Source organism: Clostridium sp. (genome assembly GCF_017888565.1).
Classification (GTDB): Bacteria; Bacillota; Clostridia; order Clostridiales; family Clostridiaceae; genus Clostridium.
Genome location: NZ_JAGHFX010000048.1, coordinates 1 through 24,574 on the forward strand (window position 1 = coordinate 1; position 24,574 = coordinate 24,574).

A 24,574-nucleotide genomic window follows, 5' to 3' on the forward strand; every position below is an offset into this window, starting at 1 on the left:
CTAAATAATGTGTAATAGTACTTTCTATTTCTTTAGAATAAGTTCTGTAGTTAGAGGTTGCAATTATAATAGTAGGTACTAAAATAACAATTAAAAAGGAAATAAGAAGTCTTTTTAAAATATGAACTTTTCTAAAATAAATAATGATTTTATTTAATAGATTAGATTTATATTGAAATATTTTAAACATCTTTAATCTCCCCAAAATAGAATATAGTAAAATTGTAACATAAAAATAAATAAAACCCTAGACTAATAGTAAATTACTTATAATCTAGAGGTTTATATTTATAATTATTTATTAGCTTTAATGTCTTTGTTAAACTTTTCTAATACTTCTTTTTCAGCTAAATCTTGAGCAGTTTTAAATTCTTTAGTAGGATCAGCAGTAGGATCTGAAATTACTTTTTGTACTGCCTTATCTATATAAGAAGCAACAGTAGCTTTTCCATAGAATTCAAGTCTTGCTTCATCTTGAATATCATTTAATACCTTTGAATATTCCTCGGGCATTTTAACTATATCACCTAAAGATAAATCATCTCTTGGGATAATTACAGGATTAACAACACCCTTGCTTTCAATATTTTTATAGAGCTTAGTTTTTTCTTCTTTACTTTCATAAAAACTTATATATTTAAATGCAGCATCTTTCTTTTCAGGAGTTGTTTTAGCATTTATAACTCTTGCATTTCCACCGATGGCTGTTGTATGTTTTCCAGAAGGACCAGCAGGGAATAAAGCAAGACCAATATCATTAGGGTCCATACCAAGGCTTGTTGCCCAACTTACCCAGTCACCAGCAAATGGCATCATAGCAATCTTACCTGCTGCAAATTGAGGAATTAAATCATTAAATTTTAAAGTTAAATCTGATTGAGTGACTTTTTCTTTTGTTAAAGTTTGATAAAATTCTGCAGCTTTTATAACAGCTGGATCTGTAAAAGTTAAAGATAAAGTGTCATCAGAATTTTGTTTAGTTAAATCTCCACCTGCTTGCCAAACATAATACTGGAAGAACCACTCTGTCCATTCTGCAGAAAGTATTCCATAACCTGCTTGTTGTTTTTCAGGGATGGTTAATTTTTTTGCATCAACTAAAGCTTCATCCCAAGTCTTTGGAGGAGATGTAATACTAGCATCAGCAAATAGCTTCTTATTGTAACCAAAGAACATCGGACTTACTTGTGATGGAATACCATATACTTTTCCATCTAAAGAAAGCATATCTATATATTTTTTAGATAATCCTTTTCCTTCATCCCACTTGCTTATATAGTCATTAAGTGGTTCAAGAATACCAGCCTTCATATATTTGTCCATCATTGTAAAAGAGACGTCCATTAAATCTGGAGCATTTCCAGCTGCAACACCTTGGTAAAATTCATTACCTGGATCTCCTTCCTTAACAACTTTGTTAAGTTTGATATTCGGATATTTCTCTAAAAATTCCTTTTCTACACTGGCTGTAAAGTCATCTTGTTCCCTACTTGTAACCCAAAGTGTTAATTCTACCTCTTTATCAGAGCTTTCTGGTTCATTATCAGTTTTACTTGAACAACCAGCTAATGTGCCAATACTAACACCTACAACTAAAAAAGTAGCAAGTAATTTAGTTAGTTTTTTACTTAACATATTAAATCCCCCTATACCTTTAAAATATCAATGCTTTATTATCTTGCTTGATGAGATAAGTATATAAAAATCAGCATATAATGTAAACGATTTTAAATTAACAAATGGTATCTAATTTTAACTATTGATATTTCTTATAAAGGTATTAGAAATTAATATATAGTACATAAATTTAACCTTTAGTAGAAATGAGATCAAATTATACAGATATTTCTTGAAAGCTAGTACCTTTTTTCTTAAATTTGTAACATTCAATAAATATTAGTAATCGCTTACACTTATAATATCAGACAATTTAAATAAACAATAGGGGAGGACAAATATGTTGAATGAAAATTTAGTTAAATGTGAAGAAAAAAGTTTGATTAATAAAAAAAATATTATTAAAAAGAAAAAAATTAAATATAAGAATCTTATGGGAAAAATTTCACCTTTCTTATTTTTACTTCCAGGAATAATATTTACTCTTTGGCTTAGGTATATACCTATATTTAAATCATTTTATATGTCGTTATTTAGATATGATGCAATAAATCCACCAGGAGAATTTGTAGGACTCAAAAATTATGCGAATTTATTTCAAACACAGTTCTATTGGGATGCTTGGAAAAATACTTTTGTTTTTTTAATATTATCTTTAACATTAGTTTTCTTTGTACCAATAATTCAAGCTTTGTTTTTGAATGAAATATTAAAGGGAAAAAAATTATTTACAACTATTTATTTAGTTACTGCATTAATTCCAATGTCTGTTAATGTGATTATATGGAAATGGATTTGGAGTCCTGATTATGGTTTAGCAAATCAAATATTAAAATTCTTTGGAGCAGAACCACAGCTATGGCTTAGTAATCCTGATTTAACGAAATTTGCAATAATTTTCCCAGGAGTAATAGGTGGTGGTATTGCAGTGCTTATGTACACAGCTGCTATTCAAGGGATACCATCTGAGATTTTCGAGGCCGCTGAACTTGATGGATGCACTGGATTTAAAAAGATAAGACATATAATATTACCAAATATTATCTTCATTATAATAATTCAATTAGTATTAGCTGTTATTGGAGCTATGCAAATATTAGATGCTCCTTACCAATTTGCATCAGGAGGTCCAAGTGGGTCATCAACATCAATGGGTATTTTCATTTACAATGCTTTTAAGCAAGATTTAGATTATGGCAAAGGTGCTGCTGCTTCAATGATATTATTTGTAGTAATAGCAATAATGACAATATTCCAAATGAAGCTAGATAAATCAGAAAGAAATTAGAGGGAGGGATAGATATGAAAAGTAAAAAGAAATTTAATAATAATAAGGGATTAAAAATTGTTGCATATATCTTTACAATTTTATTTGCAATTGCAATATTATATCCTTTATTTTATATTGCAAGTAATTCATTAAAGGATAATGTTAAGATTTATGATATGCCTCCAAGTATATTACCAGATAGTGCCAAAAGTATTTCTATTGTTTTAAATTACGATAATTATACTGGAAAGGATGAGGATGAGTTTTTAGACACTATAAAGAAAGATACAGTTTTATCCATGTTTGCAACAATTAATGATTTTAAAAGAGATTCTATTTATGAAGTAAAATTTTATGGTGTAAAGGATAATAAGACTGTTTATTATTCAAGAGCTCACAAAATGGAGTTAGAGCTTGAAAGAGATTTTGGAGTTTATGCTAATTCGGTTATAAATAAGGAAGTTATTTTAACAAATAATAGATACAACAAGGCAATGGATAATATAAAATATGATTTTAATATAAATGGTTTAAAGGAAAGCTATGATAATTCAAAATTTGGAAGTAGTGACTTTGAACCTAAAATGGATAACTTATTAAATGGCGATTTTAAAACCTCTGGTGACTTTAAGGGATTAACTGAAAAGAGAAATAATTTTCTTTTATTAGAAAGTTTTGCACATTATAATAAATTACCAGCTTACGCTTATTCACAAAATAAAACTATTAGTAAATATAGCTTCCTAGTTTTTGTTATGAATACAGTAATAGTTATATTATGGGCAATCTTAACACAAACAGTACTATGTTCATTAACGGCATTTTCTTTATCTAGATTGTTACCAAAGAAAATTTCAAATCCATTATTATTTTTCTTTTTAGCAACTATGATGATTCCTTTTGCATCAATAATGATACCACAGTTTACAATGTTTAAAGATATGGGATTATATGATAATTACGGAGCATTACTTGTTCCATTCTTATTACCTTATGGATTCTTTATTTATCTATATAAAGGATTTTTTGATAGATTGCCTAATGAACTTTTTGAAGCAGCAAAGGTTGATGGAGCTTCAAACTTATATTGCTATTTCAAAATTTGTATGCCTTTATCAAAGTCTATTATTTCAATAATAGCTCTTCAAACATTCTTATCAAACTGGAATGATTTCTTTTGGGCATGGATGGTTACAGAAAAACAAGAATTATGGACATTAAATGTTGCATTATATAATTTATCTAATAATGGATCTATAAAGCAAAACTTTATATTAGGTTTATCACTTATAACAATTTTACCAGTGATTTTATTAACTATTATTTTATCAAATCAAATAAAAGAAAGTATAGCTTCAACTGGACTTAAATAGAAGATTATAATGAAGGTGGGTAAAGATATGACGAAAAATAAACAAGAGATTATAAGAACAAAAATAAATGATTTAGAAAATATAAAAGTAGAAAAACCTAAAAATATAAATGGTATTGTAGTAAATGTTCTAGATTTTGGAGCAACACAAGAAAACGATAAATGTAATTATGAAGTATTCAAAAAAGCAATAGACTATTGTAGGGAGATTAAAGCTAGTAACCTCGAAATACCTAAGGGAAAATACTATTTTAATACTAATTTATATAATGGAGAAGCACAAATAAAATTAGATGATTTATCTGATATTACTATTAATGGTAATGGTTCTGAATTTATTTTTTCTAGTGATAATAAATTTATATCTATTCATAATTGCACAAGATTAGAAATTAAAAATTTGATTTTAGATTGGAATTGGGATAAGGAACCATTAGCTAGTCTTGGAAGAATAATAAAGGTAGCAACTGATGGGAGTTATTTTGATTGTGAATTTCCTTCTTTTAAAAATATTAAAGATTTCTTTGAAATAAGGATAGTTGGTCCTTTTAATCCAAAGGAAGTTAAACCAGGAAATAAAGGTGCATTAGAATTTAGACCATATAAAAATAATCATGTAATTGAATCAGATGATGAAGAGTCTAATAAAGATATGGAAAAGCTTGTAAGAGAACTGTCAAATATTATTACAGGGATGGAAAAAATCCAAAATAATGTAATGAGATTTTATACTACTGATTTTGTTTGGACTTTAGATAGAATAAAAAAAGATCAATTATATAACTTTAGACATTATGAATATGAATCAACAGCTATTTATTTAACAGATAGTAATAATATAAACTTAGAAAGTATAACAATATACTCTTGCCCTGGAAGTGGAATTGTTGGTAGAGGTAAATTGCATAATTTTATAATTAATAAATGTAAGGTTGTAAGAAAGCCTGGTACAAGCAGGTCTATAACTACATCTGCTGACTGTATTCATATAGGTAATTCACAAGGAAATTTTATTATTGAAGATTGTGAATTTAGTTATGCAGGTGATGATTGTATAAATATCCATGATAATACTTCCATGGGAGTTAAAATAATAGGAGATAAAAGCATAATAGCAAAAAGAGTAGATAAAGAAAGAAATGCTATTGGCGAAGGTGACATATTAGAATTTAGAAATGGTGATTTTAGTGAAACTGGATATTCTTCGAAAGTTAAGTCTGTAAAATATAATGAAGAAGAAGTAACCTGCACTATTGAGCTTGAAGATAAGGTTCCAGAAAATTTAAATGAAAAAACTATTATTTTTAATAGAAGATATTGTACTGAAAATTATATTATAAGAAACAATAAGTTTCATTCAAATAGGGCAAGAGGGATATTAATTCATGGCTCTAATGGGCTAATAGAGGGAAATAGCTTTTATAAAATACAAGGAGCTGCTATTCAAATTGAAGCTGGTGCAGAAAGTCGTTGGGCGGAAGGCACTGGAGTAAATAATGTAGTATTTAGAAATAACTTTATAGAAAGCTGTGACTTAAACAGGTGGATTATGGCTGTCATATATATGGGAGTGTATCTTCCAGATGGAAGATGTAACTATCCAATATTTAATAATATAATTTTCGAAAATAACACTATAATAGATTGTCCGAGACTAGCTTTTTACTTATCTTCATGCTCAGATATTTTTATTTTAAACAATACTATAATAAATCCTAATACAGAAACCTTTAATGGAAGAGTTTATGGCTCAAGTCAAAATGAATTACCAATTTATGATGAGTATTATCAAGGAACTATAGAAATAGTTAAGGCTAAAGACGTAGTAGTAGAGAATAATGAAAGAATTGAATATGTAGATACTTATTCGAATGGTATTTATTTTGAGAAAGAGAACACTTCTAATATAACAATAAAAAATAACTATGGATTTATTTAAAGTAGTCTATAAAATGAAGAATAATTAAAAAATAATTTTATTATTATAAAACTATAATTGGAGCATTAAAATATAAAAATACCGTAGCATAAGTAATAATATGTTTACAAAATATGTTATAATAAAGTGGTAGCTAATTATAGGCATGAAGGGTTACTAAAATTATAGGTGTAATAATGAAGAGATAAAATCTAAGTTGTAGAGTATATAATTATTTAATAATTAAAATGTTTATTTTTCATTAAAGTTTGATATAATATAAGTTTCATTATCTAAATCAAGGATTTAGATGAGTATCAACATCAATAAAATTTACTAAGTTTGGATAATTAAATATACTAGATAATGTGTAGAATATAGAATTCCTCAACTATTATTTTTAATGTAGGTGAGGAATTTTTATTTGTATTATTTACGGAATAATTCAAGTAATATATAATTACTTGAATAAATTACGATATAAATAAAAATTGGTTTAACCTTATAAGAGATGGGGGGAGAGAAAATGTGGTCTGAAAAAAGGGGCATTGAAAGTTATTTATTTTTTGCTATATTACCGATAGTGATAAATTTAGCTACTAATGTTTTATATTTTATAAGTGAAGGCTCATATGAAACTTTAAAGGCTGTAAATGAGTTTAACTCTTTTACTCTATTTTGCATTTTAATATGCTGCGTTTTTAATTTTTTTGAAAGATGTAGGAAGCTTTCAGAATATGAGAAGAAAGAGCTTAATAAAAAAATGTATGCTATGAAGATATTAAATATATTTTTTATTGGATATATAATATTTACAATTATTATTGTAAAAAATATTAGTATAATTATTTCAGCATTAATTATGTATGTTGGATATATAAACTTGTATATGTTCAAAAGTAAGATCAGGACAGTTGCTATACTTTCTGCAACTCAAAGGAATTGGAGAAAGGCTTATAATAAACACTTTTATGAGGATAGCAGTTTGTTATGGAAGATTAAACCTATGCTAGTACCTCATGTATCAGTAAGTTTTACTGAAAGAATTAAGCATATTAACTGGCTTGGACTTATATTTATATTACCGTTCTTAGGTGACTTTAGGTTAGTGTATATTCCTATGATGGTTATTACTTTTATATTTATTATTTCAGATACATTATATTTTGTAGATGCTATTTTAGGATTATATACAGAGACTGAAGGAATATGTACAGGGATTGTAATGAAAGTAGGAAGCAGAGGTAAAAGGAGATATTACGAAGTATATGTTACCGACTTTCCGAATAAAAGAGAAATTAAATTTAGAGTATATGATTATTGCAACTATAATGAATATGATGTTGTTAAGCTTACGCATGGAGGACTTTCTAAGAAAGTTATAGAAACAAAGATAGTAAGTAAGTATTTTATGTAAAAAATCCCCCCCACGTACTACCGATAGGGAGAGATACTGTAAATGAGTTAGACCTATTAGTATAAATATTAAAAAACTATATGTAGCTTATTAGTATTGATATATACAAATAAAAATGGACTTACTGTAATAAGTAAGCCCACTAAATATATTCCAAGAACAATTTTAAATAGCATCTATTTTTCATAAGTTTCTACTATTTTAAGAAAGTCTTCAAAAAAAATTATTATTCTATATTTTCTATTATCTTGGCTACCCATGCACATAAATTAGCTGAGGCTTTTTCAGCTGTTTCTACAACTCTTGCATGTGAATGTTTATGTTTTTGTATTCCTGTTGCCATATTTGTAATGCAAGCTATTCCAAGAACATCTATTCCCAAATAATTAGCAGCTATTGTTTCTGGAACTGTTGACATTCCAACAGCATCTGCACCTTGTCTACCTATAGAAACTATTTCAGCAGCAGTTTCATAATAAGGGCCCATAAAACCAGCATAAATTCCTTCTTTATACTCAACATTAATTTCATTCGCTATTGATTTAGCTTTGTCTATTAATTCTAATTTATAAGGTTCAGACATATCAGGGAATCTTACACCAAATCTTTTATCATTAACCCCAATTAATGGATTATCACCAAAAAGATTTATAAAATCTTTTATAAGCATTAATGTGCCAGGCTTAAAACTAGTATTTATTCCTCCGCAAGCATTAGTAACTATAAGCTTTTGGATACCTAATTGTTGCATTACATATACAGGATATGTAACTTCCTTCATGGTATATCCTTCATAATAATGAAATCTTCCTTGCATTGCTAAGACATCTATTCCTTTTATCTTTCCAAATACTAATCTACCTTCATGACCTTCTACAGTTGATTGAGGGAAATTTGGAATATCTTTATAATCTATATATTCTTTTTCCTCTAATACATCAACCAAATTACCTAATCCTGAGCCAAGAATAACTGCAACCTTTGGTTTAAATTTAGTAATTTTATCTGTTATATATTTTGCAGACTCTACAACTTTATCATACATATTATTCATTTTATTATCTCCATTAACTTTTAAACTTAATTTATCATAAAATTGTTGAAAGTAATGATGACATATGTCACAATATAGGAAAAAATTATCATTTAAATAATACAAAGACAAAAAAAGGGATAAGATTATGAAAAAAATATGTGATTCTCAAACAATAAGTAAGTACATAGAAAAGTACAATATAAATGAATTTTTTAGCGAAGATATAAATTCTCATGCAGAACTTTTCTTATTCAAGAAAGGGGAACATATTTGCATAGAAGGTGAAAGTACAAACTATCTTTTTTTCTTAGTAAAAGGAAAAGCAAAAGTTTATTCATCATTAAGCAATGGGAAAACTCTTTTAATATGTTTTTATAATTCAGTAAAAATAATTGGTGATATTGAATTTATGAAGTTAGAGCCAGCTAATTCAAATATTCAGGTTTTAGAAGATAGTTACTGCATAGCTATTTCTCTTCAAAAAGTTAGGGAATATTTATTAGATGATGTTAAGTTTCTACGTTTTATGTGTGAGTCTTTAAGTGAAAAATTAAAGAAATTATCTAAAAATAGTTCAATAAACTTACTTTATCCATTAGAAAATAGATTAGCTAGTTATATATTAGCTGCTGGGGAAAGGGTAAATGTTAATGGGGTAGATGTACTAATATTTGATGAAAATTTAACTGAAATAGCAAAGCTTTTAGGTACAAGTTATAGACATCTTTTAAGGACAATAAAATCACTTTGTAAAAGTGGTATTATTAAAAAGAAAAATTCTTACTTTGAAGTAATAGATAATAATCTGCTGACAGATCTTGCAGCAGATTTATATAAATAAAGCAACTACGAAATGAAGGAAAATTTAAAAAAGTATATAGTATAAGGCGATGATAGTAAAGGTATCATTGCCTTATATTATAACTATATTCTATTATCTTCTCCCCATTTACACATTTCCTCTAAAATTGGCATAAGAGATAATCCACGCTTTGAAAGAGAATACTCTACTTTTGGAGGAATTTGAGGATATTCTTTTCTAATAATCATTCCATCTTTTTCTAATTCTTTTAATTGATTATTAAGCATTTTATCGCTGATTTTACCTATACATCTTTTTAACTCTCCGTATCGTAAAGTTTCATATTCTACTAACCAAAACATTATTATCATTTTCCATTTACCACCTATAATAGAAAGAGTGTATCCAAAAGGTGTGGAAGTAATATCTGCTAAATCAGATTCCTTAAAGTTTTTCATGCTCATTTTATCACCATCCTACCCAATAATACTAACCTTTAGGTTAGTACTTTACTTAAAAGTACATACTTGTTTGACTATAAAATAACACATATACTCATATTAGTAAAAGAAAAAATAAAAGGAGATATGATTTTATGAAAAAATGTAAAATTGAAGTGCTAAAAACAACATTTCATGAAGATTTAGCTAAAGAATATGGATGTAAAAATATTGGGATATGTCCAATGCATAAAGTCGGAGATGTATTTTATGGTGATTATGCAAAGCCAGAAGGATTATGCGATGAAGCATGGAAAGTTATGTATCAATATGTTTTTGCTTTATCCCATGGAAGTAGAAAGTTTTACTATGAAGATTGGATAGATAAAGAAGGTGTAGCAATATGTTCATGCAATGATGGTATTCGTCCTGTAATTTTTAAAATAGAGGCAACTGCTGAGGAATCAATAATTAATTATAAGTCTGTTAGATAATATTAATTGTTTTATAAATGATATATTTTTTTAGTATAATTTCTCCAGGTATTACAATTGGTTAAAATTCTGTTATTGGTGCTGGTTTAGTTGTTACTAAAAATGTATCTGATAATAGTGTTTATTTTGGAGTTGTTGTAAAATTTATAAAAAGTATATAAATAATCCTATTAAAAAGTTTAAAGTGATAATTTAAATAATATAGTATAAATATATAATAATGTAATAAATATATATTATAATAAATATTCAAATAAATAATATGAATTATTAGTTGACAATAACTATTATTTATATTATTATATAAATATAGAAATTACATGAAAAAGTTAAACATGTAAATTTAAGGAGAAATGATTATGAAAAAGTTATTTAGATGTACTGTATGTGGATACATACATGAAGGAATTGAAGCACCAGAAGTGTGCCCAAAATGTAATTTAGGAAAAGAAAAGTTTGTTGAACTTACTAGTGAAGAAGCAGGAAAAATTTATTCATCAGATAGAACTAACGACATTCATGCTGAAATCATTGTATTAGCAAGCAAGATTGCTAAGCTTGCACAAGAAGGTATAGAAATAAATCTTGATCCAAAATGTGTAAATGGATTTGAAAAAGCAAAAAATGAAGCTTGGACTATTAAGCAAAGATGTAAAGCAGAACTTGCAGGACATATTGCTAATGGTAAATGGTAAAATCAGTAAAGGCTATATATTGTAATATTACAATATATAGCCTTATTTTTTTTTAGCATTTAAATTATTCTAAGTATTTGATACTTTTGATTTATATTTAGTAAATAGTTTCTAAATATTAAATTAAACGAAGGGACTTGTTTACGAAAATTAAAATGTGAATTACAAAAAGGTAATTAAATGATATCAGGAAGGATTTTATTACCAAAATACTATTTTAGGGTGAGGAGAAATGGTATTATTTCTTTTTCGGTAAGATATTATTAACCAAAGGAGAAACATAAAAAATGTTATAGTTAATATAAAATAGATTTAATTTTTAAAATAATAGTGCTCTTATTTAAATTATTATAGGAGCACTACTATTTATATATTTAAATCTTTTTTAAGTACTCAATTATTAATAGAACAAAATAGTAGTCTTGCTATTTTATATAACTTATATTAAGTCATCTAAGCCGTTAACTGTGGTTTGTTCATCCTCATTAATAGGAATAACTATGCATTTTTGACCATCAATTATTTGAGATTTTATTTGAGGTATTTTTTCAGGTTTTACTTGAAGAATAACATCATAATCAGGGGTAGTATCATTATCATCTGAATCTGTATCATCAACATTTTCGATGTTAGATTCTAAATTTTCTTTTGAATCAGTTTCAGAATTTTCATCTAAAACCATATCACTAGTATTAGAATCTTTGTCTAGTTCCGAATCAGCATTATTAACTTCTAAATTATCAATGTTATTTTCTGAGTTCTCTTCATTATTTTTTGTAGATAGAGAAGTTTCATTATCTACTGCAGCCTCTTGTTTAACTTGATCAAGTCTAGTTTGAAGTATTTCTACTTGCTTTTCTAAATGTTTTTCCCTTTTAATTTGTTCATTTGCTTTAAGCACCTTTGTATCAATTAAATTTTCTACTAAAGGAAGTTCATCACCAAAGGTTTCTACGTAAGATTTCTCGATTTTTGTAGTAATTTCTTCAGGAACTCCACTTTCGATCAATAAGTTTTGTATATCATCTTTTGTTAAACTTATAGGTTCAGCATCCGTATCATCATATATAGCATTGTATTCATCAAGCATATTATTTAAATTTTCTTGTACTTCCATAAATATTTTTTCAGCTTTTTTTTCATCAGCACTAAATGTATCTTTAATGATTGATTGAAATGTTTCCTTTTGTACAGTTGCAGTTTGCTTTGAATAACATCCTAATGCATTTTCCATTAATTCAGGATGAGTATCTTTTGCATTTTTTGTATAATACATAATAGAATTAACATCTGAGCTACGATCAATAAAAGCAGGAAATACAAATCCGTTAGTTGGAGCTTCAACTATCCAATCCCTAATACGTGCTTTTATTTTATTATCTTCTTCAAAGTATCTAAGACCAGGCTCTGAAAGAGAAACAGGACATATTGCACATAAAACATATTCATATACTTCTTCTGATTCATCTATCTTAGCATTATCTTTTGTCTTAGTAATAACATCATAAGCATCATGAAAAATCAGTATTAAAAAGTTACCAGTATAATCATAATTATCTATAATTGAGTCATAAAAATTATCAAGAAGAATATCATCCCTTAATTGACTATTTTTAAGCTGCATAAGAGAAATTTGTGTTTCATTTATAAGATCTTCATTAGTTGGGAAGTTAAGTTCTAAAATATTATTACCAATGGTTCCAGACAGAACTTTTTTAGCAATTTCTAAGTATTTAAAGTATTCATCTTCATCTAAATTTAAAAATGTTTCTCTAAATTTTAAAATAACATGTTTTTCACCATTAACGTAACAACCACACATCTTAGTAAAGGTGCAATGATCTTTCTTTAAACGTCTTTTTAGTTCAAGTATATCTTTTTTTCTCATATATAAACCTCTCAATCTAGTTCTTATATTTGTAATATTAATTGTAATAAAATATATAAATAAGTTAAGTTGTGTAATCCATTCAAAGAGTTGTACACTTATTTTAGTATAATATTTTTTTAGAATTAATTAAAGGTTTTATTATATGAAATTAAATTAGACTATGTAGTTTATACGCATATGGGGAGAGCTGTTGTAATTATTCAGAGTTTACAAATTTTGAGTGCAGATATCTTTAATTAGTGTAAATAAATATAGTTTTTTAGAGTAATTGTAAAATATATGTTATGATATCATCAAGCATATTTTATATAGATACAATAAAGTGATTTAAAGAAATGAATTTATGACGATAATTTATTAGAATTAATTTATTTGTTATGAAAAGGATTAGGTAAAGAAGGAGAATTGAAAATGAGAGAATATGAAAAGATGCATAGTGGAAAGATTTATAATTGTGGTGATGAAGAGTTATTGGAAATGCAAACTAAGTGCTTGGATAAGTTATATGACTTTAATGCAACACGTCCAACAGAATATGATAAACGCCAAAGCATGTTAAAAGAGATGTTAGCAGAAATAGGAGAAGATTGCTATATTGAGCCTCCATTTAATAGTAACTGGGGTGGAAAGCATGTTCATTTTGGTAATAATGTATATGCTAATTTTAATTTAACATTAGTAGATGATACACATATTTATGTAGGTGATTATACAATGTTTGGTCCTAATGTTACTGTTGCTACTGCAGCACATCCAATAGATCCTGATTTTCGTATGCCTGTAACACAATATAATAAACCAGTTCATATTGGAAAAAACTGTTGGATAGGAGCAGGTGCTATTATATTGCCAGGAATTACAATTGGCGATAATACAGTTATTGGAGCAGGAAGCGTGGTAACTAAAGATATTCCTAAAAATGTAGTTGCAGTAGGAAATCCCTGTAAGGTTTTAAGAGAAATTAATGAGAGTGATAAAGTTAATGCTCAAGAATTGATTTATAGATAAGATTCTATAGAGATCATATATAAAATAACAAGAAACAACTTACAATGTTTTTTATATGGTAAGTTGTTTCTTATTTACTTAAAAGAATAAAATTATTTTTTGCAATTAAATTTTCTATCTATAAAAGTGAATTAATGAGAAAAGTTATTGAGTGATTGAATAATCTTTTTGCTCTGGAATTAAGAAGAGTATAAATCTAACTAAAGTATAAAATACTAATAATGTAGCAATAATTGTTTGTAATAACACAATATATTTTAAGAACTCCATAGTGTATCCTACTTTAGCTAAATAAGCTATAGTCATTTTTGTTGCAATTCCACTTATAACAAATGGAAATGTAAATGCTGAGTAACTTGGAAAAAATGGCATTTTTAAATACTTTGGTAATTTAAATAAAACTATAATATATGTTATAAATGATAAAATAATTAAGAAAGTTATTATCAATAATGATTTTGTTTGTATTGATTGAATATATCCAGCAAGACAAAGGTTTACAGGAGCTGAGTATATGCAAAATAATGGCTTAGCTTGATCAGGTATTTCTTTATATTTTGTATATCTATATGTTACAACTACAAGTAATATCATACATAATGTAAATGCAAACCAAAATGCTAATGCACCTATATTTGTTTTTTCAAAGGCTGGTGCAGAAACACTTGCTACAGCTAGTCCAACATAAACTATAAAATATGTAGTAAAAACTTTTTTTATATTAAACTTTAGTATAAAATTTATCGAGAAGTACACAATTAAAGTTAAGTGAAGAAGTAGTCCTAAATACCAAATAGAAATAGCTTTTTCCCCTATAAAAGGTTTTATATAAGTAGATAAAAGCATTATAGCCATTGGAAATGTCGCAGATACACCAGCCATAATTGGATTTTTCATATCTTCTTTTATCATAGACGGATATAGTACAATTTTACATACTAATAGTAATCCTAAAATTAAGGATATAATTCCACATATTAAGCGTACAGATTCAGAATAGCTTTGAATTAAATTACCTAAAGCTGCAAAACCGAGCATTACTCCAGAAATGGGAAGTGGTATTTTCTTTATCATATCTTACACTCCTATACCGTGATTAAAGTGTCTGTATTAACAAGATTTAATTCTCTTACTATTATCTCAGCAACTTTTCCAGCAACCATTCCTGTAAAATGTATACATTGCTCTTTATGAGCACCAGATGACATATCAAACTCTTTAGTTAATATACGACAGCAAAGAGCATTTTTACCGTTAGCTTCTTTAAACCAGTCATGTAATTCCTTTGCTAATTCTAAATTCCTTTCTACTTTAGGATCTCCTTGTTTAGTACGTCCAAAAAATAACCCTAAAGCCATAACACCACCAGAAACTGCCCCACATATACATTTAGACCGACCAATTCCAACAGGAAATCCTGAAGCCATAGCTATTACTTCTTCAGGTATATCTAATTCAAAGTTAGAACGTATTGAACTTATTAGCGCTTCAGAACAGAAAAATCCTCCTCTAAATAAATCTTCAGCATCTTGAGATATTTTTCTTATGCTTACCTCTTTTTTCGCATTCATACAAAAACCCTCCATTTCATATAGTCAGTTTTATTATAGAATATTAGGAAATTGAATACAAATTTATATTTTATTTATATTAATATTTTATAAAAGAGAATTAAAGGGTATGGATATTCTAAAAATATATTCCTTTAATATATTTACTTAGTGTATAAGCAATACCGTCTTCTTCATTAGATAAAGTTACTTCATCAGCTATAGCTTTTAAATCATTTACAGCATTTTCCATAGCAACTCCTATGCCTGCATATTTAACCATCGAAGCATCATTATGGCCATCTCCAAAGGCAATCATTTCTTCTTTTTTATATCCTCTAGGAATTAAAACAGAATCTAATGCCTTAGCTTTATCTATTCCTTTAGCAGTAAATTCAAAATAGAAGTCTGCTGTGAACATGCAATTTAAAGTTTCTTTGAAAGGTTCCATCATTTCTTTATAATGAGATTTCAGATATTCAGGTTCTCCAGCAGTTAAAATTTTATTTAATGGATAATCAGCAAAAGCAGCTAAATCATCTTTTTCACAAAGTTTAAATTTACCGCCACGAGCTTCATACTGAATTATGTTAAAAGGGGAACCTTTATAATTTATTTCATTGTTGAAAACATCATTAACATACATATAATCATCTTTATCGATCATAGGTTTAACATCAAATTTCTTCATATGCTCAAGAACAGCTTGTCCCTCTTCGATACTCATAGTTTCATTAAATAAAACTTCATTAGTTTCACAATCTATAACTTTAGATCCATTAAAAGCAACTAAAAGTCCATTGTTTTCATTCATTTTTAATTCTTTAGCAAGATCCATTAATCCTGATGTAGGTCTTCCTGATGCTAAAACTAATATAGCTCCTTTTTCTTGTGCTTTAATTAAAGCATTTTTAGTTTTTTCAGGTACTACTTTTTTACTATTAGTTAATGTACCATCTACATCCATAATAATTACTTTTATATTACTCATTTATATTTCCTCCAGAGTTCTTTTTATTTAATTATACTAATATTAACCTTATAAGTGAATTGATTAATTAAAAATCAGTAAGTTATATCAAAAATATTTAATTAAGGAATAATAAATAAAATAATTTTATCATATGAGCTTTATCAATTTGTTTGTTTGACATGAATATAAATAAATGTTATTATGTCTATAAATTTAATAGATGTGAGGTAAAAATGAAAGAACTTATTCGTAATGCAACTATAGAAGATTTTAAAAGGGGATATCTGTGGGATAAGAAAAAAGGTGAGTTTATATGCTTAGTATGCGGAAAAAGTATTGGAATAAACAGTATTATTATAGATGATCATGTGTCAACTCATGGAACTCCAGTAGAAAGATTATTGATGCTAGATAAGAAGGATACGGGATTAACTGAAATTCAAAAAGAGTTACTTGATATGGCATCTAGCAAATTTAGTGATAAAGAAATAGCAAGTAATCTTGCTTGTTCAGAATCTACAGTAAGAAATATTAGGTTTTCATTAAGAGAAAGGGCAAGGCAAGCAAGAGCCTTTTTAGCTATTATGGAATTAGTGGACGAAGGTACAGCTAATTCAGTAAATCATAAAATTAGATATTTTCCTATTAAAGAAGAAAAGAGAAAAGCATTATTACCTAGATTTGCTAATTTATTTGAGCCAAATAGGAGTTATACAGAAAGAGAAGTAAAAACATTAATTAATAAAATTTATGATGATGATGCATTAATAAGGCGATATCTAGTAGATTATGGCTACTTGAAGAGAGATAAATATGGAGAAAAGTATTGTAAAATAAAAGGAGAAAGTACTATGGAAAATATAAAAAGAAAAGAACTTATAAATAATTATAAACAACAAGAAGTTGAGATGGGAATAATCCAAATATATAATACAATTAATGGTTACTCTTTTGTAGATATATGCCAAAATTTATATAAACCGTTTGAGTCAATAAAGTTTAAATTAAATTTAGGTAAAATAAGAATTAAAGGTCTACAAGAGGATTGGGAGAATTATGGAGAAAAGGCATTTGAATTTAAAGTTGTAGAAAAGTTTAAGAAAAAAGAGGGCGCTACAGAAAAAGAAGCACTTGATGATTTAAAGGAACTTCTAAATATTTGGATTGATAGTCAAGGAGATAATTTGAAATTATATAATATGTAAATTAATTTCAAATTATATGTAAATAGAATATTTGAAGAGCAATAAATATAAAATATAACATTTTGTTCTATATGAATATAACATAGGGTTAATAAAAAGAATTATAGAAGAAATAACCTTAGCTATTCATTAACTTTAGCTAAGGTTATTTTTATGCGATAAATACCGTCCTTTCTTCAAATGAAATTATACTTCTTTATTAATTTGTGAAGTATTTCAATAGTTTAGTTAATAATATCGTATGTAATCGTTTTAAGTTATATGTTAAACTTTATAAGAAAAGTAAAAAAAAGTAATAATATTATAGGAGGAGAGTAATGAAAGTAAAAAGAATTCTATCACTATGTATTATGACAACTATGATTACATCTATAGTACCTTTGGCAAAGCCGGTTTATGCTAATACCGAGGTTGTAGACAGGGAAGTTGATGCTTGGAAAGTAACCGATGAATTAGGATACTATAATGATGCAATTAAGAAGGCAACGACGAAATTAGGACCAGATGATCCTAAATTTACACATAAAGAGCATACAGGACAGAACTATACAGATGTTAATGGGGAGTTTAGACGTGCTGTTGATATTTTTGGAATAAACCGAGAAGAAGCAACAACATCAACAGTTGCATATCAAAGCATAGAGGACGCTCGTATTGGTGCATTGAACTTTGATAAAGAAAGATCAAATTATTATCAATTACTTACTGGACAAGAAAATAATTGGGATTTAACAGTTGTCCAGAATGACGAAGAAGCACAAAAGTTTTTAGATAATGGATTTATGAATGCCAATTATGAAAAAGATACTTCAGACAACTGGAAAAGTGTTACGTTACCAGCAAGTTGGACGAGTTATGGATTTGATTTTCCTATTTACACCAATGTTCAGATGCCGTGGCAAAGTAAATATGACTCAAATGTATCTGTTCCCAATGCTCCAACTAATTATAATCCAGTCGGATTGTATCGTAAAGCTTTCACTTTAAATGATAATATGATACAAAAAAATGGACGAGTTTATTTATCATTTCAAGGGGTAGAATCTGCCTATTATGTATATGTAAATGGCAAAGAGGTTGGATATAGTGAAGATAGTTATCGTCCTCATGAATTTGATATAACAGAATATCTAAATAAAGAGAGTGAAGAAAACCTATTAGCTGTAAAAGTTCATAAGTTCTCTGACGGTACTTGGATGGAAGATCAAGATATGATTTATGATGGAGGTATCTTTAGAGATGTTTATTTAAGATCAACACCAGAAACTCATATATTTGATTACTCAGTTGTTACAGATCTAGATGATACTTATAGTAATGCAGAATTAGATATAAAATTGAAACTAAAAACATTAAATGAAAATGGAATTAATGGTTACAATGTAGATGTTAAGTTATTTGATGAAAATGGGAATAATATTTTATCAGAGAATGAACTTAGTATGAAAGTAGATACAAGTGATGAAGTAGTAGAAATAGAAGGAAGTACACTTGTAGAAAATCCAGAATTATGGTCAGCAGAGAATCCTAATTTATATACGATTGTAATGACATTAAATGATAATGAAGGAAATCATATTGAAAGCATTTCACAACAGTTAGGCTTTAGAGAAATTGAATTTACAAGTGCAGAAGTAAATAATAGAACAAACTACAATCAAACAACTGATTTATTTAAAACCATGACAATAAATGGACAGCATTTACTTATGAAGGGAACAAATCGTCATGATAGCGATCCTATATATGGTAAGCATGTACCTAAGGAAACAATGGAAAAAGACGTAGAGTTAATGAAACAAAATAATATTAATGCAATACGCACATCACATTATGGTAATGATGAATACTTATACTATTTAGCTGATAAATATGGCTTATATATGATGGGGGAAACAAATGCCGAAAGTCATTCACTTATGAATAATCAATGGGCTATCGGAGAATATTTAAAGCCTCTTACAATGGATAGAACAAACACCTCATTCCAAACATTAAAAAACCAAACGGCTATAGTTATGTGGTCTATAGGAAATGAAATGTCTTATTCTAAAAATGGAGCAAATAATTTATATCCTGAAATGGTATGGTATTTTAAAGATAGAGATAATACTCGTCCTGTGCATAGTGAAGGTTTAGGATGGGATGGAGGAACTGATACAGATAGTAATATGTATCCTTCAGTAGGAACTACATGGGCAAAGGCATCAACTGATAGTAACAAAACTAGAATGCCTTATGTACTTTGTGAATATTCACATGCTATGGGAAATGCCGTAGGTAACCTAAAGGAATATTGGGATGCAATAAGAAGTGAACCAAATATGATAGGAGCTTTTGTATGGGATTGGGTTGATCAATCACGTGCTGTAAGCTTACCAAAACAATTCAATATAATTGATATGAGTGGTAATGGTATAGGTAAGGCTTATGGATCTGAAGCAGCAGTTAACGCTGATGAAGCTTCAATTACTGGAAAATCCTTTAATGGATACACAGTTATGCCTTCAGAAAATAATGAATTGTATAATAATGAATTATCAGGTGATAATGTAACTTTTACATTTGAAACAATAGTAAAACCAGCATCTATAGATAGCCATAGTGTACTACTAGCAAAAGGGGATAACCAAGTAGCTTTAAAAACAAATGAAAATGGACAAAAGTTAGAATTTTTTATAGTAAATAATAAAAGTTGGAAAGTGGCTATTGCTGATATACCTTTAGATTGGGTTGGAAATTGGCATCAAGTTGTTGGAACTTATGATGGAGCTACATTAAAAATATTTATTGATGGAAAAGAAGTTGGGAAAGCTAGTTATGATGTAACAATAGATAGCACTAGTGATCCGTTATCAGTAGGATATGATTCAGTAAAAGGTAGGAAATTTAATGGCGAAATATCAATGGCTAGAGTATATACAGAAGCATTAACTGTAGATCAAATACAATCACAATATAGTAAAAATCCAGTAATAAGCGCAGATTCTGAAGACATATTACTATGGTTAGATTATTCGTCAGTAATGGACGAAAATACTGAAGGTGTGTGGGATTATTATTCAGAAGAATATGCGCATCAAGACTTATATAATAAAGAAATGGATGGAAAGTTCTTTGGATTTGGTGGAGATTGGGGAGATAAACCAAATGATTACGATTTCTGTCAAAATGGATTAGTATCACCTGACAGAGATGCTCAACCAGAACTTCATGAAGTAAAATATCAATATCAAAGTTTATGGATGAAAGCATCAGAAGAAGAAATTTCTAATAGAACAATAAATGTGTATAATGAATATAACTTTAAGAACTTAAATGAATTTAATTTAGTATGGCAATTAGTTGAAGATGGAAATATAATTGATAAAGGAATTATTAGTGATGCAAATGTTGGTCCTAAAGAAACTACAGCAGTAACAATTCCTTATGAAATGCCTCAAAGTATAAAGGCTGGAGCAGAATATTATTTAAATATTTCAATAAGGTTAAAAGAGAGTACTTTATGGGCAGAAGCAGATCATGAAATAGCTTGGGAACAATTTGAAGTTTCAACAAATGTTCCAAAAGTAGCACCATCAATTTCAGATAAAGAGGTAAATGTGAATGAAACTAACGATAATATCTCAATTAAAGGAAGTGATTTTTCATTCCAAATAAACAAGATAAATGGGTTAATGACAAATTATACTTACAAAGATGAAGTATTAGTTGAAGAAGGACCAAAACCAAACTTTTGGAGAGCTAAATTAAATAATGATAATAACAACTTTGATTGGGGATGGATGGAAGCTGGAGAAAATGTTGCAGTTGAAAATTATGAAATAGAAAAATTAGATGATGGAAGAACTCAAATAAAGATTGATTTAAAGTTAAACAATGCAAAAGGTGCAAAGCAAACTATGGTATATACAGTTAATGGAACCGGTGAAGTTAATGTTAACATTAATGTAGATGCCAGAGGAACAGGAATGGGTAGATATTTAAGGATAGGTTCTATAATGACTTTACCAGAAGGTTATGAAAATTTAACTTGGTACGGTAATGGACCAGTAGAGACATATCAAGATAGAAATACAGGGGCAATTGTAGGAATAAATAAAACTACTGTTACAGATATGTTCTATCCTTTTATAAAGACACAAGATACTGGTAATTTGACAGGAGTTAAATGGATTACAGTTCAAAATGAAAATAAGAATAACGCATTATTAGTAACTACTAAAAATGAATTAGAAGCTAGCGCATTACATTTTACTCCACAGGAGCTGACAGCCGGTCATCCTTATGAGTTAGGTGCTCCGAATGAAGAAACTTATTTAACAATTGATTATAAGTCAGCTGGAAATGGTAATGCAAGTTGCGGACCAGATACCTTAAATGAATATAGATTAAACAATGATAAGTCATATAACTATGAATATACTATGATTCCATATAATATAGCATCACAAGATCCTATGGAAGTTAGTAAGCCTTGGAGAGATATCAAAGGTTTTGATGAAAATAATGTAATAAATTCGATTGATAGTTTAGTTGTTTATTCTTATTCTCAAAAGAATGAAATCTTAGGGATAAAACAGAAGTATGATGCTTTAACAGAGGATCAAAAATTAATAGTTGGGCAAGAGCGTTTAGATAAGCTTAATGAATCAATAGGTAAGATTGAAAGATTAAAAGATCAAGATCAAGCCTATATAGAAGATTCAAGTACTAATAGAATAAATCCAACTATAGGAGAATCAGCTAATTTAATCACAGATGAAGAAACAAATATTAAGTTAATAGGATCATTAGACTTAGCAAATGCTAAAGGAGAAAATGGTAAAGATATATTTAGTGAGGTATTTAAAGGAAAAAATAATTTTACAATAGAGTCATGGATAAAGCCAACTAATATTGACAAAGATTACAATATGATTATGGGAAAAGGTGATGACTCCTTTGGACTTAGAACTAGAAAAGGAAATAATGGATATATATATTTTGACTTTTTTATTAAAGCTACAGATGGAAAGTGGTATTCAATAGAAGCTAATAAAGCTTTATTAGAAAACTGGTTAGGTAATTGGCATCAAGTTGTTGGAACTTATAATGGGGAAAAACTATCAGTGTATGTAGATGGAGAACTTGTAGGATCTGTTAATGATAAGAGTGCAGGTGGAGTAGCCTCAAATAGTATATCATTATGGTTAGGTTATGATCCTCAAACAAGAAGAAATAGTAATTATGAATTTGCTAGTGCAAGGGTTTACTCAAAAGCATTAACACAAGAAGAAATAGTAGGACAAAAGAATGCATTTAATACAGGAAATGCTGAGTATTCAATATTACCAAATGATGAATCAGTAGTAATGTGGCTAGATATCAATAATTTAGTTGTTCCTGAAAGTGAAGAAATAAAAGTGGACAAGACACAACTATTAGCATTATATGAAAGTTTAAAGGATAAAGTCAATGATAATTATACAGAAGATAGTTGGAATAAATTTAAAGAAGCATTAAATAATTCAAAAGCTGTAATAGATAATAAAGATGCAACTCAAGAAGCAGTTAATAGTGCATATAAATCACTAGAAGACTCATATAAATCATTAGAAAAAGTTGAGTCTGAGATTGTAAATAAGAGAGCATTAGAAATAGCAATAAATTATGCAAATGCACTTAAAGAAAGTGGAGCATTAGAAGGCGTTGTAGAGGCTGTAATTAAAGAGTTTAATGCTGCATTAGAAGAGGCAAATAATATTTATACAAATGAAAATTCATTACAAGAAGAAGTAGATTCTGCATTTAATAGATTAAGTAAAGCAATTCACTTGCTTGAATTTAAAGTCGGAGATAAAACAGAACTCAATTTCTTAATTGAAACTGCAAAAGTTTTAGTTGAAGATAAGTATACTTCTGAATCATGGAATAAATTACAACTAGTATTAGAAGAAGCAATAAAGGTATCAGGTGATGGAAATGCTATGCAAGAAGAGGTTGATAAAGCTCATAACAATTTGAAAAATGCAATAGAATCTTTAGAATTAAAACCAGATAAAACAAAACTTCAAAATCTTGTAAAAGACATTAATACATTAGATAAAGAAAAGTATATAGTTTCAACATGGAATTCTGTTGAAGAAATGCTAGGGGTAGCTAATGATGTATTAAATAATGCAGGTGCAACTCAAAATGAGATTAATATAGCATACGAGAATTTAATTAAGGCATTTTTAGAGCTAAGATTAAAACCAGATAAATCTATTCTTGAAGATTTAATTAATAAAGTTAATAATATGGATTTATCTATCTATACTCCGAATAGTGTAGAAATATTGAAAAATTCTATTGTTAAAGCTGAAAGTGCTCTATTAAATGAAAATATTACAAAAGAAGAAATAGATATGTCTACAAAAGAAATTAATATAGCTATTAAAGGTTTAACATTAAAGGGTGATAAGTCAGAGCTAAATGATTTAGTAGAAAAAGCTGATAAAATGGTAAAAAATAATTATACCCCTGAAAGCTGGAAAATATTCAATGAAAAATTATTATCAGCAAAGGATATATTATCTAATGATAATGTCAGTGAAGAAGAAGTAAAGAAAGCCTTAAATGAGCTTCGAGAAGCTATGGATAAGCTAGTTGAAAAACCAGAAGATGATGGAGTATCTGGTAATACTAATGGAGGAACAACTGGAGAAAATGGAAATATTAATAATCCAGATGATACAGATAATAAAAATAAACCAGGAAAGGGTGGAATTCTTCCAGAAACAGGAGGGCAAAATGTAGTTTATTTAGTTATAGTTGGTATTTTCTTAATAGGTGGAGGATACTATATTTTAACTAGAAAAAAAATTAATAAATAAAATGGTATTTATATAATAAAGATAAAGTG

18 protein-coding genes are annotated in these 24,574 nt (G+C 27.9%); 10 read left to right on the forward strand and 8 right to left on the reverse strand.

Annotated elements, in window-relative coordinates; genetic code table 11:
- Both J7M87_RS08875 and J7M87_RS08880 read right to left on the reverse strand, forming a co-directional pair.
- On the reverse strand, positions 1-190 hold a 190-nt coding region (locus J7M87_RS08875), incomplete at its 3' end, for a hypothetical protein (RefSeq protein ID WP_291650710.1).
- Positions 191-294: 104 nt separating this feature from the next.
- Complete coding sequence (locus J7M87_RS08880) at positions 295-1,635, reverse strand: extracellular solute-binding protein (RefSeq protein ID WP_291650711.1); 1,341 nt, start codon at positions 1,633-1,635, stop codon at positions 295-297.
- Between the two features lie 322 nt (positions 1,636-1,957).
- Here J7M87_RS08880 and J7M87_RS08885 point away from each other — a divergent pair, with 322 nt between their 5' ends.
- The 4 genes from J7M87_RS08885 to J7M87_RS08900 all read left to right on the forward strand — a co-directional run bounded on the left by J7M87_RS08885 (position 1,958) and on the right by J7M87_RS08900 (position 7,594).
- Complete coding sequence (locus J7M87_RS08885; RefSeq protein ID WP_291650712.1) at positions 1,958-2,905, forward strand: sugar ABC transporter permease; 948 nt, start codon at positions 1,958-1,960, stop codon at positions 2,903-2,905.
- A gap of 14 nt (positions 2,906-2,919) precedes the next feature.
- Positions 2,920-4,260: a carbohydrate ABC transporter permease gene (locus tag J7M87_RS08890; protein ID WP_291650713.1), complete on the forward strand. Its 1,341-nt coding sequence runs from the start codon at positions 2,920-2,922 to the stop codon at positions 4,258-4,260.
- Positions 4,261-4,287: 27 nt separating this feature from the next.
- Positions 4,288-6,198 carry a right-handed parallel beta-helix repeat-containing protein gene (locus tag J7M87_RS08895; RefSeq protein ID WP_291650714.1) on the forward strand — a complete coding sequence of 637 codons (1,911 nt, stop codon included), beginning with the start codon at positions 4,288-4,290 and terminating at the stop codon, positions 6,196-6,198.
- Between the two features lie 505 nt (positions 6,199-6,703).
- Positions 6,704-7,594: a hypothetical protein gene (locus J7M87_RS08900; RefSeq protein ID WP_291650715.1), complete on the forward strand. Its 891-nt coding sequence runs from the start codon at positions 6,704-6,706 to the stop codon at positions 7,592-7,594.
- A gap of 226 nt (positions 7,595-7,820) precedes the next feature.
- On the opposite strand, the gene J7M87_RS08905 is transcribed toward J7M87_RS08900, so the two are convergent.
- On the reverse strand, positions 7,821-8,639 hold the full coding sequence (locus J7M87_RS08905) for a purine-nucleoside phosphorylase (protein ID WP_291650757.1): 819 nt from the start codon (positions 8,637-8,639) through the stop codon (positions 7,821-7,823).
- A gap of 136 nt (positions 8,640-8,775) precedes the next feature.
- Here J7M87_RS08905 and yeiL point away from each other — a divergent pair, with 136 nt between their 5' ends.
- Complete coding sequence (gene yeiL, locus J7M87_RS08910) at positions 8,776-9,471, forward strand: transcriptional regulator YeiL (RefSeq protein ID WP_291650716.1); 696 nt, start codon at positions 8,776-8,778, stop codon at positions 9,469-9,471.
- Positions 9,472-9,554: 83 nt separating this feature from the next.
- Here the strand turns inward: yeiL and J7M87_RS08915 are convergent, their stop codons facing one another.
- Positions 9,555-9,896 carry a helix-turn-helix domain-containing protein gene (locus J7M87_RS08915; protein ID WP_291650717.1) on the reverse strand — a complete coding sequence of 114 codons (342 nt, stop codon included), beginning with the start codon at positions 9,894-9,896 and terminating at the stop codon, positions 9,555-9,557.
- A gap of 131 nt (positions 9,897-10,027) precedes the next feature.
- Between J7M87_RS08915 and J7M87_RS08920 the strand changes: the two genes are divergently transcribed.
- Positions 10,028-10,366 carry a TIGR04076 family protein gene (locus J7M87_RS08920; protein WP_291650718.1) on the forward strand — a complete coding sequence of 113 codons (339 nt, stop codon included), beginning with the start codon at positions 10,028-10,030 and terminating at the stop codon, positions 10,364-10,366.
- Positions 10,367-10,725: 359 nt separating this feature from the next.
- Positions 10,726-11,061, forward strand: a complete 336-nt coding sequence (locus J7M87_RS08925) for a rubredoxin-like domain-containing protein (RefSeq protein WP_291650719.1) — start codon at positions 10,726-10,728, stop codon at positions 11,059-11,061.
- A 439-nt stretch (positions 11,062-11,500) separates the two neighbouring features.
- Here J7M87_RS08925 and J7M87_RS08930 read toward each other — a convergent pair whose 3' ends face one another.
- On the reverse strand, positions 11,501-12,949 hold the full coding sequence (locus tag J7M87_RS08930) for a DUF4317 domain-containing protein (protein ID WP_291650720.1): 1,449 nt from the start codon (positions 12,947-12,949) through the stop codon (positions 11,501-11,503).
- 414 nt (positions 12,950-13,363) lie between these two features.
- On the opposite strand from J7M87_RS08930, the gene J7M87_RS08935 reads away from it, so the two are divergent.
- Positions 13,364-13,960 (forward strand): sugar O-acetyltransferase, encoded by a 597-nt coding sequence (locus tag J7M87_RS08935; RefSeq protein WP_291650721.1) that lies wholly within the window; start codon positions 13,364-13,366, stop codon positions 13,958-13,960.
- 144 nt (positions 13,961-14,104) lie between these two features.
- On the opposite strand, the gene J7M87_RS08940 is transcribed toward J7M87_RS08935, so the two are convergent.
- From J7M87_RS08940 to J7M87_RS08950, 3 genes are all read right to left on the reverse strand, one after another.
- On the reverse strand, positions 14,105-15,034 hold the full coding sequence (locus J7M87_RS08940) for a TDT family transporter (RefSeq protein WP_291650722.1): 930 nt from the start codon (positions 15,032-15,034) through the stop codon (positions 14,105-14,107).
- An 11-nt stretch (positions 15,035-15,045) separates the two neighbouring features.
- Complete coding sequence (locus J7M87_RS08945; protein ID WP_291650723.1) at positions 15,046-15,531, reverse strand: C-GCAxxG-C-C family protein; 486 nt, start codon at positions 15,529-15,531, stop codon at positions 15,046-15,048.
- A 118-nt stretch (positions 15,532-15,649) separates the two neighbouring features.
- On the reverse strand, positions 15,650-16,501 hold the full coding sequence (locus J7M87_RS08950; RefSeq protein WP_291650724.1) for a Cof-type HAD-IIB family hydrolase: 852 nt from the start codon (positions 16,499-16,501) through the stop codon (positions 15,650-15,652).
- 215 nt (positions 16,502-16,716) lie between these two features.
- Between J7M87_RS08950 and J7M87_RS08955 the strand changes: the two genes are divergently transcribed.
- Together J7M87_RS08955 and J7M87_RS08960 are read left to right on the forward strand one after the other, a co-directional pair.
- Entirely contained in the window at positions 16,717-17,688 is a 972-nt protein-coding gene (locus J7M87_RS08955) for a DUF2087 domain-containing protein (protein ID WP_291650725.1), read from the forward strand.
- A gap of 317 nt (positions 17,689-18,005) precedes the next feature.
- A complete protein-coding gene (locus J7M87_RS08960) occupies positions 18,006-24,545 on the forward strand; it encodes a glycoside hydrolase family 2 TIM barrel-domain containing protein (protein ID WP_291650726.1) in 6,540 nt (2,179 codons plus the stop codon).
- Positions 24,546-24,574: the final 29 nt, after the last annotated feature.

Coding starts and splice junctions, on each gene's coding strand:
- J7M87_RS08880 (WP_291650711.1), bottom strand. CDS start 1,635: ATGTTAAGTAAAAAACTAACTAAATTACTTGCTACTTTTTTAGTTGTA.
- J7M87_RS08885 (WP_291650712.1), top strand. CDS start 1,958: ATGTTGAATGAAAATTTAGTTAAATGTGAAGAAAAAAGTTTGATTAAT.
- J7M87_RS08890 (WP_291650713.1), top strand. CDS start 2,920: ATGAAAAGTAAAAAGAAATTTAATAATAATAAGGGATTAAAAATTGTT.
- J7M87_RS08895 (WP_291650714.1), top strand. CDS start 4,288: ATGACGAAAAATAAACAAGAGATTATAAGAACAAAAATAAATGATTTA.
- J7M87_RS08900 (WP_291650715.1), top strand. CDS start 6,704: ATGTGGTCTGAAAAAAGGGGCATTGAAAGTTATTTATTTTTTGCTATA.
- J7M87_RS08905 (WP_291650757.1), bottom strand. CDS start 8,639: ATGTATGATAAAGTTGTAGAGTCTGCAAAATATATAACAGATAAAATT.
- yeiL (WP_291650716.1), top strand. CDS start 8,776: ATGAAAAAAATATGTGATTCTCAAACAATAAGTAAGTACATAGAAAAG.
- J7M87_RS08915 (WP_291650717.1), bottom strand. CDS start 9,896: ATGAGCATGAAAAACTTTAAGGAATCTGATTTAGCAGATATTACTTCC.
- J7M87_RS08920 (WP_291650718.1), top strand. CDS start 10,028: ATGAAAAAATGTAAAATTGAAGTGCTAAAAACAACATTTCATGAAGAT.
- J7M87_RS08925 (WP_291650719.1), top strand. CDS start 10,726: ATGAAAAAGTTATTTAGATGTACTGTATGTGGATACATACATGAAGGA.
- J7M87_RS08930 (WP_291650720.1), bottom strand. CDS start 12,949: ATGAGAAAAAAAGATATACTTGAACTAAAAAGACGTTTAAAGAAAGAT.
- J7M87_RS08935 (WP_291650721.1), top strand. CDS start 13,364: ATGAGAGAATATGAAAAGATGCATAGTGGAAAGATTTATAATTGTGGT.
- J7M87_RS08940 (WP_291650722.1), bottom strand. CDS start 15,034: ATGATAAAGAAAATACCACTTCCCATTTCTGGAGTAATGCTCGGTTTT.
- J7M87_RS08945 (WP_291650723.1), bottom strand. CDS start 15,531: ATGAATGCGAAAAAAGAGGTAAGCATAAGAAAAATATCTCAAGATGCT.
- J7M87_RS08950 (WP_291650724.1), bottom strand. CDS start 16,501: ATGAGTAATATAAAAGTAATTATTATGGATGTAGATGGTACATTAACT.
- J7M87_RS08955 (WP_291650725.1), top strand. CDS start 16,717: ATGAAAGAACTTATTCGTAATGCAACTATAGAAGATTTTAAAAGGGGA.
- J7M87_RS08960 (WP_291650726.1), top strand. CDS start 18,006: ATGAAAGTAAAAAGAATTCTATCACTATGTATTATGACAACTATGATT.